The organism is Vibrio sp. QJM3NY_35 (assembly GCF_057785915.1).
Genome location: NZ_CM173508.1, coordinates 1104997 through 1121071 on the forward strand (window position 1 = coordinate 1104997; position 16075 = coordinate 1121071).

A 16075-nucleotide genomic window follows, 5' to 3' on the forward strand; every position below is an offset into this window, starting at 1 on the left:
TTTTTTGGTTTTTGGTTAGATGTGGGAGCTGAGATTGGAAGTGGAGAGTAGTTAGCTTATCCCTTAATGAAACCGAATTAGCATCGAAGCTCAGTCATTACCAAAACTTACTTCCCATCAAAGCTTAGTTGCCACCGAAACATAGATACTTAATATCTATGTACTCATCGATGCCTTCTTTAGCGCCTTCACGGCCAATACCTGACTGTTTAACCCCACCGAAAGGTGCAACCTCAGTTGAGATGATGCCGTCGTTAATACCAACCATACCGTACTCAAGTGCTTCTGCTACCTTCCACACTCGGTGGATATTCTGGCTGTAGAAATAAGACGCCAAACCATAAATGGTGTCGTTTGCCATTTCGATCAGCTCTTCATCGCTGTCGAACTTCATAACCGGAGCGACAGGGCCAAAGAGCTCTTGTTGAACGATGTCCATATCGTGCTTCACGTCTTTAAGAATGACAGGTTGAATGAACAAGCCCGCAAGCTCTTGAGTTGGAGTGACAGGCTGTGCACCTTGTTCAATTGCGCGGTCAATCAAACCTTGGATGTTCTGTTTCGCTCTTTCACTGATCACAGGGCCAATGTTGACGCCTGCGTCTAAGCCGTTGCCAATTTTGAGTTGCTGTACCGCTTGGTTGAATTTAGCCACAAACTCATCGTGCACTTTGCTGTGTATATAGAATCGGTTAGCACAAACACAGGTTTGACCTGCATTACGGAATTTCGAAGCCATCGCGCCTTGAACCGCAGCATCGATATCGGCATCGTCAAACACGATAAACGGAGCATTACCGCCAAGTTCCATCGAGGTGCGTTTGATACCTTTTGCGGCTTGAGCCATCAAGATACTGCCGACGCGAGTAGAACCAGTAAAAGAGATCTTCTTGATTAATGGGTGTGATGTGAATAACTCACCAATCTGTTCTGGGCTGTCACCCAATACCACTTGAAGCAGATCTTTAGGGACACCTGCTTGGTAAGCCAGCTCAACAACAGCAAACGCAGAAAGTGGCGTTTCGTCAGAAGGCTTCACAAGAAAACTACACCCAGCCGCTAGGGCTGGTGCGGCCTTACGAGTGATCATCGCAATCGGGAAATTCCACGGTGTGATGGCACATGCTACGCCAATTGGCTGCTTGATCGTCACTAAACGCTTGTCCCCAGCAGTGCTTGGAATCGAGTCACCATAAGTGCGCTTGGCTTCTTCGGCGAACCATTCAATAAAGCTTGCACCGTAAACGACTTCGCCTGCAGCTTCTGCCAATGGCTTGCCTTGTTCTATCGTCATTAAATGAGCAAGGTCATCCTTGTTTTCGAGGATCAGTAGATGCCAAGCTTTTAGTATTGCAGCGCGAGATTTAGCCGGAATTTTCGCCCACTCTTTCTGCGCAATATGAGCTCGTTCGATAGCACTGTCCAATTCCGCCTCAGATGAGATAGGCGCATGCCCAATAAGCTCACCTGTTGCTGGATTGCTCACGGCAACCGCGTTATTCGCTTCTGTCACCATAAAAGAGAGTAAGCGCTGGTTATTAATTTCTAGCATGTGATTCCTTCTTGATGATTACTTAACACGTGTTGGTGCTGTTATTGAGTTGATGTCTATGGCAGTGCTGATGATTCGCTTTAGCCTACCAAGGCTATTCTTGCGCCCAGTTGTCTGCTTCTATCTTCGCCAGTGCTTTCGCGGCTTTTTGTAGAGCAGGTAGGAACTTAATCGCTTCATCTGGCTTTACTCGAATCACTGGTGCTTGGATTGCTAAACCTAGATTAGATTGGCCGGTTGGCGATGGAATGAGTACAGCAATACACACCAAACCCGGTAGAAACTCTTCGTCATCGATTGCAAAGCCTTGGATCTTCGCTTCTTCGATGTCTTGCTCTAACACTGAGTAGTCGGTGATGGTTTTAACTGTGTACTGAGTCAGCGGCACGTTTTCGATCAGTCTTCTGCGCTGTGATTTCGACATGTGCGCCAAAAACAGTTTGCCTGTCGCTGAGCAGTGAACAGGAACGCGAGAGCCGGGTTGCAGGTGGAAGCGAAGTGGTGCTTCGGTTTCTGCACGGTCAAGGTAGATGATCTCACCGCTCGATAGTGCGGTTAGGTTGCAGCTTTCGCCAACTTCCGCTCGAAGGTTTTCGAGAATCGTGCGTCTTGCACTGTGCATGGTGCTGTTGAACAGTAGGTTTTCAGCCAGCTTTCTGAGTCGAATGCCAGAGCTGTAATGCTTTTCATCACCGTCTCTTTGAATGATGCCTGCGGATTCTAATTGTTGCAGCATACGATGCAGGGTGGGTTTCGGTAGTCCTGTTTCTTCGACGAGCCCTTGAAGGGAAATAAACTCGTCTTTTTGCGCTATCACCTCTAATAGTGCAAAAAGTCGCAGAGTGGGCGTATCTCCTTGAACTTGTGGTGTTTCTGTTTGCATACAGTGATTCATCCTTGCGATATGTCTATGTGTAAGAGTGTACATACCAAATTAATATTCTTCAATTATCTGAATAAAATTTGACCTTTTTTATTATTTCAATAATATAAGTATAAATTATGGAACAATTTATCTCAATAAATGGAATTTTAAAATGAAAGCAATTGAACGGATTATTGATAAGGCGCACTTAGATCGTAAGCGTGTGATTTTGAGCGAAGCGGAAGACCCTCGTGTACTGAAAGCGGCACGATTAGCGATAGATAAACAGCTTGCTTATATCACGCTAGTAGGTGATGAAAAGGCGATTATCGAAGCGTCGCAGTTGAACCACATTAATCTCGCCGGCATTCACATTGTTTCACCACAAACATCAGCACTCAAAGCTGTGTTGGCTGAACGGCTCTATGAGCTAAGAAAAGCCAAAGGCATGACTTATGAAGATGCATTGGATAAGGCCAAAGACCCACTGATTTTTGCCAACTTGATGGTACGAGAAGGGCTGGTTGACGGTACAGTCAATGGCGCGGTTTACACCACGTCTGATGTAGTTCGAGCGGCGCTGCAGATTATTGGGCCAGCACCAGACAGTGAATTGGTGTCTAGCTTCTTTCTGATGATGTTGTGCGAGCCTTTCCATAATCTTAAAGGTGGCATGATTTTCAGTGACTGTGGTTTGGTGATTAACCCCAATGAAACCGAACTGGCATCGATTGCCGTAGCGGCATCAAACAGTGCTCAAACGCTGTTGATGGAAGAACCTAAAGTGGCAATGCTGTCGTTCTCTACCAACGGCAGTGCGAAACACGAATCAGTCGATAAGGTTCGTAATGCCGCTCAGTTAGTGAAACAACGTTGTCCCGGAATAGCTGTCGATCAGGACGTTCAACTCGATGCCGCGATTGTCACTGAAATTGCCGCGAAAAAGCTGCCCGATTCAGAAGTGAAAGGCCAATCTAATGTATTGATTTTCCCCAATTTAGAAGCGGGGAACATAGGCTATAAGCTCGCAGAAAGGTTAGGTGGCGCAGTCGCGATTGGCCCGTTACTGCAAGGATTGAATCAACCTGCCAATGATTTATCCAGAGGGTGTAGCGCGGAAGATATCTTCAATGTAATTGCGGTGACTGCCGTACAAGCGCAGCAAGGGAAAATACCAAATTCAACGACTGACGCGGCGGCTGATTCTGAAAAAAGAGAAGAATCGATCTTTGATTTTAGATACTAAAATCTAGCTTCTGAAGCTGATATTCATATTCAAATCAAACCCCAAACAACCTAATTAGGACTGCTAATGGAGTTACCTGTTTTACTCGCCATTCTTGCCACTATTGCGGTGGGTACCTACTTCCAAACTGTCACGGGTTTTGGCCTCGGTATCATCGTGATTGGTTTAACGGTCAGCCTTAATTTGGTTACCTTACCCGTTATAGCCGCTGTGGTCAGTATTGTGACCTTGTTCAATTGCTTGGTCGCGTTGATGGGTAAGCCTTTACTTGGGGAGCTCAAGATTCTGGTGGTGTTAGTCATCGGTATTATCCCCGGCGTATCGATGGGGGTGTTCTTGCTAGACGAGTTGAGCGATTCGGCCACGAATATTCTCCGAGGACTATTGGGTGCGATGGTGTTATTCGCAGGTTTGAGTTTTATGTTCAAACCTAAAACCAGAAAGGAACGTTCGGCAACCGTGTCGTTTTTGTTATCTGGTTTTAGCTCCGGGTTAGCGGGTGGGTTGTTTGGCATGGCGGGTCCACCGATTGTTTATCACCTCTATCGACAACCTTTTACGCTCGATCTGGTGCGAAGCACACTGCTGATGGTGTTCGCTTGTACGTCAATGTCCCGTACCGTCAATGTCTACGCGGCAGGCGACATGGAAGCGAGCATACTGTGGTTATCTGCTATCGCTGTTCCTCTGGTGACGCTTGTCACTATGTTTGCTCGACGTTTCCCACCACCGTTGTCCAATGATCAACTGAGAAAACTGGTGTTTATTGTGTTGATGTTGATTGGTGGGTACTTGATGGCTGTCTCTGCATGGTCGTTACTTGCTATTTCTTAGTTGCTTGCTGTCTTTTAGTTGTTCGCTATTTCCTAGTTACCTCTTAGCTGCTTGCTACCTCTTAAGAACCTTCCGATAAAAGGCTAGCGGCCTGCTAGCCGATACTTCACAACTCCCCGAAACGTCATTGGTCAATGCGTACATCTCCAAACAAAAACTTTAACGCTTTAGCATCTCGAAGATGTTCCTAGATAAACCAAATAGGCAGCTCTCTTGCACATCTAAAGTGATGTTACTGCGGTAGTAAGGGCTTAAATCGACACCCATTCCAACACCATGAATCTCGATATGGTTTTTGTTTGATTCACGCTCAATCACTTGTTTGAGATGGTTATCCAAATAGAACTGATCGTTGGCGGTGCTGGTGGCGGTATCCATCGGACAGCCGTCTGAGAACACGATTAAAACCTTTCTTTTCGCACTGTGCTGTTGCAACAGCTGACTAGCGAACTGCACCGCTTCGCCATCAATCCCTTCTTTAAAGATGTCTGCTTTACGAAGGCTGGCAATGCCAAGGCGAGAGCGTCTCCAATGGGTATCAAAATCTTTAAACACAATATGTCGAACTTCGTTTAAGCGGCCTGGGTGTTTCGGTTTGCCTTGTTTAAGCCACTGTCGATAGACTTTGCCACCGTTCCAGTTATTGGTAGTGAAGCCAATAATCTCAAATGGAATGTTGGCCAGTCCAACGGATTTGAGAATTGTATCCATCAGTAGGCTTAGCTTGTGACTGTGTTTCTGCATTGAACCTGAGCAGTCCATCAAAAACGTGATGGCACATTGATGAGATGCGCCGATATCAGGTTGATAAAAGACAGTGCGATCCAATGGCGAAGTGATGAGCTTGGTGATGGTAGTGGCGTTAACAATACCTTCTTCTAAATGATCCTGACGTCGGTTCGTTTGTGGCGTGGCAACAAAGCGAGTGAGCATAGCGGCTAAACGGCGAGTGTTGACTTGTCTCGCCATGATGTCATCGGTGAGTTTCTGCCTCAGTTCGAGTAATAGAGCGCGCCTGACGAGTTTGTCTGCCGCGATGACTTGATCAAATTCTGAATTAAAGACCTGATAATTGGCACCCGAGAGTTCGAATACCTTGCTACTGCCTGTGATGTCGGTATCGACGTCTTCATCTTGAATGTCACCATCAACAATCAAGGCAAGCTGAGCAAGGAACTTAATGTCTTCTTCCACCGTAGGCGTGGGCGAGTTATCACTTTCTTGTTCTTGGATAATTAATTCTTGTGCAAGGGTTGCAAGCTCGTTGGCGCAGTGTGCAAACTGTTGTTGGTCGGCTCTATGTTGCTTTAAGCGTTTAAAGCTGTGACCAAAGGTAGGCACGATGCCGGCGCGAGTCGATTCAATGGTTTCAGCAATCGGTTCCGAAACTGGGACACCGGTTAAGCGGGTGTGGATGACTTGCATCAGTGTGAACAGCAACATACCAATTCGTGATTCAGTAAAGCCATTCTGATGATATTGGTCGCTCCAATACGCAAAGTTGAACTGAATACTGGTGGTAACACCTTTTAGATAAGATGGAACTTGCGATTCAATTCGTACCTGTTCGCAGAAATCATATAACAGACGTTCGACTTCGTTTTTCGGTCGCAATGAGTAATGAAGAGCAGCATCTGAAAGCAAGATTCGTAATGCCGATGAATCGATCTTACCTTGCATCGAAAGCTTGCTGTTTTTCAACTCATGACGAGAAACAAAGGTGAGATCGTTAGTATGTGCAGACTGGTAATAACAGGGGCTATTGCCTTTATAGAGTCGCTCTCCCCGATAATTTAGACTCAACTCACCGCTGATCGCTCTGGCGACAGACACGCCAAGGTCGAGGATCTTTTTCTGCTGAGAAGAAACATTGGCCATGGTTTACGACTCCGAGTGTGAATATTTTTGAGTAGGCGTTTCTAAATCTTCACCAAAGCAACGGAAATAGTATTCGCTAACCAGTTCTTTCTCTTCGTCTTCACAGCGGTTCAAAAATGACAATCTAAATGCCGTCGCTACATCATCGAATATTTGGATGTTTTCGGCCCAAGTGAGCACCGTTCGCGGAGACATCACCGTAGAAAGATCACCAGCCCGAAACCCGTTACGCGTTAATCCTGCGGTCGCAATCATCTTCTCAACCAGTTGTCGGCCACTTTCATTATTCAGCTCTGGAAGCTTGGATAACACGATCTTAGTTTCATGTTGTGGATCTAAATAGTTGAGCGTTGCGATGATGTTCCATCTATCTAACTGACTGTGGTTAAGCACTTGAGTGCCAGAATACAAACCGGAGAAGTTACCTAAGCCAAGCGTGTTGCAGGTAGCAAACAAGCGGAAAGAAGGGTGAGGCGTGATCACTCGGTTTTGTTCTAAAGAGGTGTATTTGCCGTCTTGTTCTAGGAGTTGTTGGATCACAAACATCACATCTGGTCGTCCTGCATCGTATTCGTCTAATACCAGAGCAATGGGTTGCTGGATGCTTTGCGGAAGAATGCCTTCTTTAAACTCTGTCACCTGCATTCCATCTTTAATGACGATGCTGTCCTTTCCTATGAAATCCAAGCGACTTAAGTGTCCGTCTAGGTTGATCCTCAAGCATGGCCAGTTTAATCTCGCGGCGATTTGTTCAATGTGAGAAGACTTGCCCGTCCCGTGTGTACCTTGTATCAGCGTGCGTCGATTGGAGGCGAACCCCGCCAATATCGTTAGCGTTACTTCAGGATCAAAACAGTAGTTAGGATCGACCTTGGGTACATACTCTCCCGCATGTTCAAACGCCAATACGGTTAGGTTGCTGTCGATGCCAAAACACTCTCTCACACTTATTGGTTGTGTTGGTATCAATTCCGCATCATTCATTTTTCTTCCCTCTTAATAGCTTCCATGACTGCCGCGATGGGCGATATGTCATCGATTATTAACAGCTCACTCTAAGTTAACGGCACTTTTTGTACGAAAAACTATCAATAATGTGATCCAGTTTTATTAATTAGAATGAATTGTTCCAATTTAATATAAAAAGTTGACGCGCAAAAAATCTACTACTAAGGTGAAAATGAATTCGAAAAAGAGACAATTCATTCCGAAAAATGAAATTTTGGTTAACTCAAGGAGAGTGGAAGAATGAGCGAGCAAGAAAAACGTACGGTTGTTTCCGGCACAGTAACAATGACACCATCAGAAGCGTTCGTTGAAACTATGGTTGCTAATGATGTTACCGACATGTTCGGCATCATGGGGTCAGCATTTATGGACGCAATGGATATCTTTGCTCCTGCTGGCATTCGATTGGTCCCAGTGGTACACGAGCAAGGTGCTGCTCACATGGCAGATGGTTATTCTCGTGTATCTGGTCGCCATGGCGTGGTTATCGGGCAGAATGGCCCAGGTATTAGTAACTGTGTGACTGCGATTGCAGCTGCATTCTGGGCACACAGCCCGGTCGTCATTGTGACGCCAGAGACAGGCACCAAAACAATGGGCTTAGGTGGTTTCCAAGAGTGTAACCAGCTTCCAATGTTCCAAGAGTTTACTAAGTATCAAGGACACGTAACGCACCCAGACCGTATGGCGGAATACACAGGCCGATGCTTTGACCGCGCAATGAGCGAAATGGGTCCGACTCAACTGAATATTCCACGTGACTATTTCTACGGCGAAACTCAAACCGAGATCCCTAAACCCGCGCGTTTAGACCGTGGCCCGGGTGGTGAGAAGTCTCTGAATGAAGCAGCAGACCTGATTGCTGAAGCGAAATTCCCAGTCATCATTTCTGGTGGCGGCGTGGTAATGGCTGACGCAGTTCAAGAGTGTGCGGCACTGGCAGAGCGACTAGGCGCACCAGTAGTAAACAGCTACCTACACAATGACTCTTTCCCTGCTAGTCACCCATTATGGTGTGGCCCTCTAGGCTACCAAGGTTCGAAAGCAGCAATGAAGTTGATGGCTCAAGCGGATGTGGTTATCGCTTTAGGTACACGTCTTGGTCCGTTCGGTACCTTGCCTCAACATGGCATGGATTACTGGCCGAAGAACGCGAAAATCATTCAGATTGATGCCGACAACAAGATGCTTGGCTTGGTTAAGAAGATTTCGGTTGGTATCTGTGGCGATGCGAAAGCCGCTGCGGTTGCTCTATCTGAAAGATTGGAAGGCCGCGCACTGTTGTGTGATGACAACAAAGGTGCTCGTCAAGATACAGTGGCAACAGAGAAAGCACTGTGGGAAAAAGAGCTTGATGAGTGGACACACGAACGTGACTCGTTCAGCTTAGATATGATTGAAGAAAACTCACACGAGACTCCGTTCTCTGGTGGCGAATATCTACACCCACGCCAAGTATTGCGTGAGCTAGAAAAAGCGATGCCTGAAGACGTAATGGTCTCGACGGACATCGGTAACATCAACTCTGTGGCAAACAGCTATTTACGCTTTGAAAAACCACGTAGTTTCTTTGCTGCAATGAGTTTCGGTAACTGTGGTTATGCGTTCCCGACCATCATTGGTGCGAAAGCAGCGGCACCTCATCGCCCCGCTATCTCTTATGCAGGCGACGGTGCGTGGGGCATGAGCTTGATGGAAACCATGACATGTGTTCGCCATAACATTCCAGTGACAGCCGTGGTATTCCACAACCGTCAATGGGGTGCTGAGAAGAAGAACCAAGTCGACTTCTACAACCGACGCTTTGTTGCTGGTGAACTTGAAAACCAAAGCTTTGCAGAAATCGCAAGAGCTATGGGCGCTGAAGGTATCACGGTTGATAAGCTAGAAGATGTAGGTCCAACTCTGCAAAAAGCCATCGACATGCAAATGAACGAAGGCAAAACAACCATCATTGAAATCATGTGTACTCAGGAACTGGGCGACCCGTTCCGCCGAGATGCACTATCAACGCCGGTTCGTTTCCTAGATAAGTATAAAGACTACGTATAAGTCATAGGAAGTTTGTCCGGCCACAGAAATCTCGAGAGTGTTAGAGAAAGTGCTATCGAGAATGTGGTCGGGCAATACCAACGGGTATTGGCAAAGGACTTAGGTGAAGAACGTAAACGCTTAGTTCAATAATTTCCAGTTAAACATTAGAACACTAATTAAATGTTCATTAGGAAAATAAGTGGTTATAGCTATATGAATTTTGTTACTCGTTATTATTAATCGACCATTAACTCATAGCTACTTAGTGAATGGTTCTAATACTGATACTTGTTTATGAATATATATACTTATTATCATTTTAGAAAAAATAAAATAACGACACTCGTTGACTATTGGTCAATCGTTATTATTGGTTGATTTTTATCATCGATTGATAGGGTTGTTGATATTTGGATTTTACCGGATTTAAATTAAGTGAATCGTAGTATGCATGTTGTGAAAAATAAACATTATATAAGCTCACTCGAAGAGCTGTATAAAATAATCGATTCACTTATTACAGAGTGTAGTGAGCATCGTGGTTTGATTTATAACGTGTGTGATTATGAAAATAATAACCTGATGCCAAGCTTAGGTCGCTCAAATCGAAAGAATATTCGCCGTGTCGAACAAGAGCTTCTTTCGACCGTGAGAGTTTATGGCGGGCATTCGTTGAATGCACACGAGATAAATGATTGGTTATTGATGTGTTTAGCCAAGAAACAGGGGTTTCCAACCCGTTTACTTGAGTGGACAGATAACCTGGTCAATGCGTTGTGGTCTGTGTGTTATAGCCAAAGCAAAGACTGTCTCAATATTATTAAAGCTATTGATTATCATAAGGTTAGTGTTTTTAACTCACCATGTGACCTGAATAGAACTCAGATATTCAATGTGGCTGATTGTGATCAGCAAGAGCAACGAAAGGACAAGTGGTATTCCATTCACCCTTTGTACGATGAGAAAGAATATTCAAACGGTCTAGTATCCGTTCATATTCTTCCGTCAGCGAAAGTAAACCTGATAAAGGAATTAATCTCCATGAATGTTTTAAATGAACCGACAGAATATATTGAAGAGAAACAGGCTGATTTGAAAAATGAAGCCCATGTAGATAGCAATCAAGCAATGAATAAAGGTGAGGGTAATATCGAATTACAAGTTAATACTCATGATCGCCAGCTTGAGCAGTATGGCCGAAAGTATCATCAAGATTTTGATTTCGACTAAAGTCTAATATTTCTACTGATTTTATTTAGAGCTCATATAAATCTAGTGATGACGAGATAAATAAAATTAGAACACCAATTAATTTATAAAAAGATGAAATCTGTGAGCTTAAAGATTGTTTATAAAGTAACTCGAAGTTAGAGTGGCGAATCTTGTTATCAAGTTGTTAAATTTTCACAGATCTAGTTTAAACACTCTAATAAAAAAGTGGCGCAAAGCTACTGAAATTTAAACCAATAACGAAAACATAAAGGATTCTGGAATATGAATATGCAAACCAATGCAGCGACATTCGTGCTGGAAAACCAAGTCGACACCGCCTTTTTACAGTCTTTTAGTGATGCATGGAATAACCATGATATTGAAGCGCTAATGTCGTTTATGACCGAAGACTGTGTCTTCCACACCGTGGCAGGAGAAGGCGAACTTGGAAACACTATCGAAGGGTACGACGCCGTTCGCAATAGCTTTGAATTGGTTTGGCAGAACTTTCCAGATGCGGCTTGGAGCGACCCGGTCCACTTTGTGTGTGGCGACCGCGCGGTAAGCGAATCAACGTTCTCTGCGACTAACCCTGATGGCACCGTCATCGAAGCTCGTATGGTTGATGTGTTTACCCTGAAAGATGGAAAAATCAGCGTAAAAAATGCCTTCCGTAAAACACGACCTCTTTTGACTCCTAACAACACTCCCAAGAGCTAGACACGAAACCAAAATCAGTCCACGTGTTATGACTAGGAGAGTCGAATTATGAGTTTAGTAATGGAACAACCGGCAGCCGATGTGCCGCCAAAGGTGACAAGCACCCAAGCAAAAGAAAGCACCCAAGCAAAAGATAAATACGATCCAAAATACGATCCACTTAAAGACAAGAGCCCAGGTCACGGTAAGGAATACGCCCCGACTTATTGGGTAGATACCGCAGGCGTACCACCTGAAGATGATGGCCCAATCACGTCAGACATGGATGTCGATGTGGCTATTATCGGTTCAGGCTACACAGGCCTAAGCACTGCGATACACCTTGCTGAAATGTACGGTATTAAAGCGACAGTGATTGAAGCCAACCGTTTGAGTTGGGGCTGCAGCACCCGAAATGGTGGTCAGGCACAGTGTGCGTCAGGACGTTTGAAGCGTTCCCAGTGGATTGAACGCTGGGGACTGGAAACCGCGCTAAAAATGCACCGCGAATGCATCGATGGCATGAACACGTTTAAGTCTCTAATCAAAGACATTGATTGTGACCCACAACCGGGCGGCCACTTATACGTCGCTCACCGTCCAAAAGTGATGGCAACCCTAGAGAAAGAAGCCAAGTTGCTGCGTGACACGTTCGATTACGATGCGCAGATCTTAGATGCGGAAACCGTAAAACGTGATTACGTTGGTGATCAAGAAGCGGCAGGCGCAATGCATGAGCCAGAAGGTATTGGCATCCATGCAGGGAAACTGGCGTTTGGTTATCTAAGAAAGGCGAGAGCACTCGGTGTAAAAGTTCACCCAGCAAGCCCTGTGATGGGTTGGGAAACACGTAATGGTGTGCATTACCTAAAAACACCAGGTGGTGTGGTTAAGGCTCGTTCTGTCGGTGTTTGTACTGGTGGGTATACCAGCCAAAGTTTGCATTCAGAGCTTAAGAATCGCCTATTACCCGTACTTTCTAACTCGATGGTGACACGTCCGTTAACTCAAGACGAAATCGCCGCGTGTAACTTCAAAACCAATCAGGTGATTACTGACACCAGAATTTTGCGTCATTACTACCGTTTGTTACCCGATAACCGAGTGCAGATCGGTACACGCAGTGCCATCAGTGGCAAGAATGCACCTGAAAAGAAATACGAAGACATGTTGAGAGCGGATTTAACCCGAAAATTCCCTTCTCTCGATCAGATCAAAATCGATTATTCATGGTGGGGGTGGGTGGATGTTAGCCACGACATGATGCCAAGAATCTATCAGCCGAATCCAAAGCAATCCATATTCTACGCACTAGGGTATGGCGGCAATGGTGTGATGTACTCCGCTCAAGCAGGCAAGCGCCTCGCTCAGTGGATCGCAGGTGAAGGTCATAATCTTGACTTGCCAATATTTGAATCAAAACTTCCGTTCCCCAACGTGAGGGAAGTGGTGGAATCTGAGATGTTTGCACCATTTCGAAGAGTAGGGCAACAGTTCCTTTATCAGTGGTATTCGTTAAAGGATGAAGTGCTTTAATTACTCGAACATTGTTTCCAAAATAGGGAAATAGAACTACGACCAGGAAAGTTGTACCAGGTCACCTTGTGAGCAAAGTACAGGCAGGAAGTCTGTATGATATGAAAGGTTAAGACTATGAAATTTATTAAAAATAAAATTATTGCTGGCGTCACAATTGTAGCAACAGCGATGCTATCTCATGCCGCGGCAGCAGCAAATTTTAAAATGGCTATCGGCGATGCTGCTGGTGGTACTCAATGGGAATTAGCGACATCATTTTCTGAATTGATGGAGCAAAAAACAGACGGCAAAGTCAAAATCGACCTATTCCCGAATGGTCAATTGGGTAATGAGCAAGACACCGTCAACGACGCGGCAATCGGCTTACTCGACTTCTCTGTATTGGCGATCAATAACGTAACACCTTTCTCCCCAACGGTTGGTCTATTGACCATGCCTTACGTCATTCAAAGTGCAGAAGAAGCGGTGCTACTAACTCAAGGCCAAGTGGGCCAAGATCTTGTCGATAACACCATTCGTGATGCAGGCGTTCGTATAGTAGGTTGGGCTTATTCTGGCTTTAGGGTTCTGACAAACTCTAAAAAATCAGTGGCTTCACCAGCGGATCTAAAAGGACTAGTGATTCGTGTTCCGCGTAACGAAATTATGATTGCTTCGTACCAAGCATGGGGCGTAAACCCAACACCAATGGCATGGTCTGAGACCTTTACTGGCCTACAACAAGGCGTGGTTGATGGTCAAGACAACCCATACATCACTGTTCATGCGATGAAGTTCAATGAAGTACAAAAGTACGTAACAAATCTGCGTTACATCTTCTCACTTGAACCGCTAATCGTCAGTGAAACTGTCTTCCAACAACAGACGCCTGAAATGCAAAAGATCATTCTTGAAGCAGGTCAGGAAGCGACAGAGCACAGCTTCACTTACTTAGAAAATACTGAAAACAAGATCCGTGAAGAACTACAAGCAAAAGGCATGGTATTCACTGACCCAGCAGACAATGAGCAAGAGTGGATCAGCAAGGTGACTAAGTCAGTTTGGCCTAAGTTCTATTCAAGCATTGGAGGTAAAGACAAGCTAGACGACGTTCTTGAGTTACTAGGTAGAAAGTAACGATTAGATTCGCCCTATCTGCTGTTCTTCGCGACTTAATCACCTCGCGATAGAACGGTTAGATAGGGCATTTACATGGCTTTACTCGTTGATCTGTCCAGTACCTGATCTTTTTAGTACCGCGAGCGACTGGTTGTCATGTGGAAATCAACATTGGAGGTTATATGTCAGTCGCTAAAACAATAAAAAAGCACCTTAACAACATTGAGGAATATACATGTTGTCTGTTGCTAGCAAGCTTTGTCCTATTGCTGTTCACACAAATCCTTACTCGTCAGCTTTTCGATTACTCCATACCTTGGGGTGATGAAGTCGCTACTTACATGTTTGTTTGGTTTGCCTATTTAGGGGCGGTTGTTGCGGCAAAAATGTCAGCCCATAACCGAGTCAGTTTTCACTTCAAGTTCTTCCCCCCGATTGTTCAGACCGTCTGTGAAACCATCGCTGACTTCTTATGGCTGCTGTTTAACGGCTACTTTGTTTATCTCAGCTACGATTTCGTGTTCAACAAAATGAATTTGTTCTGGAAGTCTCAGACGACAGGCATCCCAATGAAATACTTCTATATGATTTTGCCGATCGCATTTTCTCTAATGATGCTGCGCATTATCTGGAACAACTACGAGCGCTTATTTAAGGGCGCTAAGAACGAAGATCCTGAAGTCAAAGAACTGCGCAAAATGACGGCACAAAAATCATCACAGTAGTCGTCACAGAGAATAGCCGTAATAGAGAGATGTAATAATGGAATCCTATTTAACTCTAATTTTATTTGGTGGCTTCTTAACCCTGTTAATTCTGGGTGCACCAATCACAGTATCACTGGCCGGCGCTTCAATGGCGGCCTATATGTTGCTCGACAAAAATCCCATCGCTTTAGTACAAATCGCGTTTACTTCGGTGGGTAACTTCCCGTTAATGGCGCTGCCGGCCTTTGTTCTTGCTGGCGCATTAATGGAGGCGGCAGGTATCTCCAAACGCCTGGTGGATATTGCAGAGAGCTTAGCCGGACCCGTGACGGGCGGCCTTGGCGCTGCAACCGTGATGGCGTGTTTGTTTTTTGGTGCTATCTCAGGTTCAGGCCCTGCAACCACCGCCGCGGTAGGCATGCTAATGGTGCCTGCAATGGTTAAGCGAGATTACGATAAGAGTTACGCATCGGCAGTAACGGCAGCATCAGGGGGCTTGGGGATCATTATTCCGCCATCGATCCCGTTAGTTATTTTCGGCATCTCAGCAATGGGATTAATGGCACCGCCTGAAGCCATCGCTCAACACGGGCAATTTGCTTCTTTATCTATTCCTAAATTGTTTGTTGCAGGCGTTGTTCCTGGCTTCATCATGGCATCTACACTCGTTGTCACTAACTACTTCATTGCCAAGCGAGAAGGCTATAAAGGGCTGTCTGAGAATTGGTCATTTGGCGAAGTAAGACACGCTTTACGCCGTGGTATATGGTCGATACTGGCTCCATTTCTGATTCTCGGAGGTATCTATAGCGGTATGTTCACACCAACAGAGTCAGCGGTTGTGGCTATCTTCTATTCACTGTTTGTCGGGGTGTTTATTCACCGAGAGTTATCGTTCAAAAGCACGATTAAATCATTGTCGACAACGACATGGATCACCGGACGTGTGTTGCTGATTCTATTCGCGGCAACGGTTTTTGGTCGCTTGTTAATCGAACAAAAAATTCCGGTTGTGGTGGCGGAGTCACTGTTAGGGTTCACTGACAACATGTACATGGTGTGGGCATTGACTATTGTGTTACTGCTTTTCGTTGGCATGTTCATGGAAACCTTGGCCGCGATCATGATCATCGTGCCGGTCTTGTTGCCAATCATGTACATGCTCGGCGCGGATCCAACGCACGTAGGAATCGTGGTGGTGTGTACGTTATCGATAGGATTTGCTACGCCGCCGCTCGGTGAAAATATCTTTGTTGCCTCGGGGATAGGCGGAGCCACGGTCGAACAGATCACCGCTAAGATCCATCCCTTTGTGCTTGCATCCGTTATTGGCGTGTTCGTTATCGCTTTCTTCCCGCAAATAACGCTTTGGCTACCGTCCTTAGTGGGCTATTAGGAGAGAT

Annotated in this window: 13 protein-coding genes; 9 read left to right on the plus strand and 4 right to left on the minus strand. The window is 45.3% G+C overall.

The features are described 5' to 3' along the window. Positions 1–124 precede the first annotated feature (124 nt). On the minus strand, positions 125–1552 hold the full coding sequence (locus AC3CH3_RS20310) for an NAD-dependent succinate-semialdehyde dehydrogenase (RefSeq protein ID WP_488538246.1): 1428 nt from the start codon (positions 1550–1552) through the stop codon (positions 125–127). A gap of 94 nt (positions 1553–1646) precedes the next feature. Then, positions 1647–2435, minus strand: a complete 789-nt coding sequence (locus AC3CH3_RS20315; RefSeq protein ID WP_061038008.1) for an IclR family transcriptional regulator — start codon at positions 2433–2435, stop codon at positions 1647–1649. A 154-nt stretch (positions 2436–2589) separates the two neighbouring features. Between AC3CH3_RS20315 and pta the strand changes: the two genes are divergently transcribed. Together pta and AC3CH3_RS20325 are read left to right on the plus strand one after the other, a co-directional pair. Further along, a complete protein-coding gene (gene pta / locus AC3CH3_RS20320; RefSeq protein WP_488538247.1) occupies positions 2590–3663 on the plus strand; it encodes a phosphate acetyltransferase in 1074 nt (357 codons plus the stop codon). Positions 3664–3729: 66 nt separating this feature from the next. Next, a complete protein-coding gene (locus AC3CH3_RS20325) occupies positions 3730–4497 on the plus strand; it encodes a TSUP family transporter (protein ID WP_488538248.1) in 768 nt (255 codons plus the stop codon). 159 nt (positions 4498–4656) lie between these two features. Here the strand turns inward: AC3CH3_RS20325 and AC3CH3_RS20330 are convergent, their stop codons facing one another. After that, positions 4657–6375, minus strand: a complete 1719-nt coding sequence (locus tag AC3CH3_RS20330) for a cobaltochelatase CobT-related protein (RefSeq protein WP_488538249.1) — start codon at positions 6373–6375, stop codon at positions 4657–4659. A gap of 3 nt (positions 6376–6378) precedes the next feature. Further along, the gene (locus tag AC3CH3_RS20335; RefSeq protein WP_488538250.1) at positions 6379–7359 is read right to left on the minus strand and encodes an AAA family ATPase; all 981 of its coding nucleotides are present in this window, start codon (positions 7357–7359) and stop codon (positions 6379–6381) included. Between the two features lie 264 nt (positions 7360–7623). On the opposite strand from AC3CH3_RS20335, the gene xsc reads away from it, so the two are divergent. The 7 genes from xsc (at position 7624) to AC3CH3_RS20370 (ending at position 16068) form a co-directional block, all read left to right on the plus strand. Next, positions 7624–9435 carry a sulfoacetaldehyde acetyltransferase gene (gene xsc / locus AC3CH3_RS20340; RefSeq protein ID WP_004731917.1) on the plus strand — a complete coding sequence of 604 codons (1812 nt, stop codon included), beginning with the start codon at positions 7624–7626 and terminating at the stop codon, positions 9433–9435. A gap of 429 nt (positions 9436–9864) precedes the next feature. Next, on the plus strand, positions 9865–10647 hold the full coding sequence (locus AC3CH3_RS20345; RefSeq protein ID WP_488538251.1) for an FRG domain-containing protein: 783 nt from the start codon (positions 9865–9867) through the stop codon (positions 10645–10647). 264 nt (positions 10648–10911) lie between these two features. Then, entirely contained in the window at positions 10912–11349 is a 438-nt protein-coding gene (locus AC3CH3_RS20350) for a nuclear transport factor 2 family protein (protein WP_017074738.1), read from the plus strand. Between the two features lie 48 nt (positions 11350–11397). Continuing rightward, positions 11398–12864, plus strand: a complete 1467-nt coding sequence (locus tag AC3CH3_RS20355; protein WP_488538252.1) for an NAD(P)/FAD-dependent oxidoreductase — start codon at positions 11398–11400, stop codon at positions 12862–12864. A gap of 117 nt (positions 12865–12981) precedes the next feature. Next, on the plus strand, positions 12982–13983 hold the full coding sequence (locus AC3CH3_RS20360) for a TRAP transporter substrate-binding protein (RefSeq protein WP_286299249.1): 1002 nt from the start codon (positions 12982–12984) through the stop codon (positions 13981–13983). A 164-nt stretch (positions 13984–14147) separates the two neighbouring features. Beyond that, complete coding sequence (locus AC3CH3_RS20365) at positions 14148–14690, plus strand: TRAP transporter small permease (protein ID WP_009845769.1); 543 nt, start codon at positions 14148–14150, stop codon at positions 14688–14690. Positions 14691–14727: 37 nt separating this feature from the next. After that, a complete protein-coding gene (locus tag AC3CH3_RS20370) occupies positions 14728–16068 on the plus strand; it encodes a TRAP transporter large permease (protein ID WP_017109008.1) in 1341 nt (446 codons plus the stop codon). Positions 16069–16075: the final 7 nt, after the last annotated feature.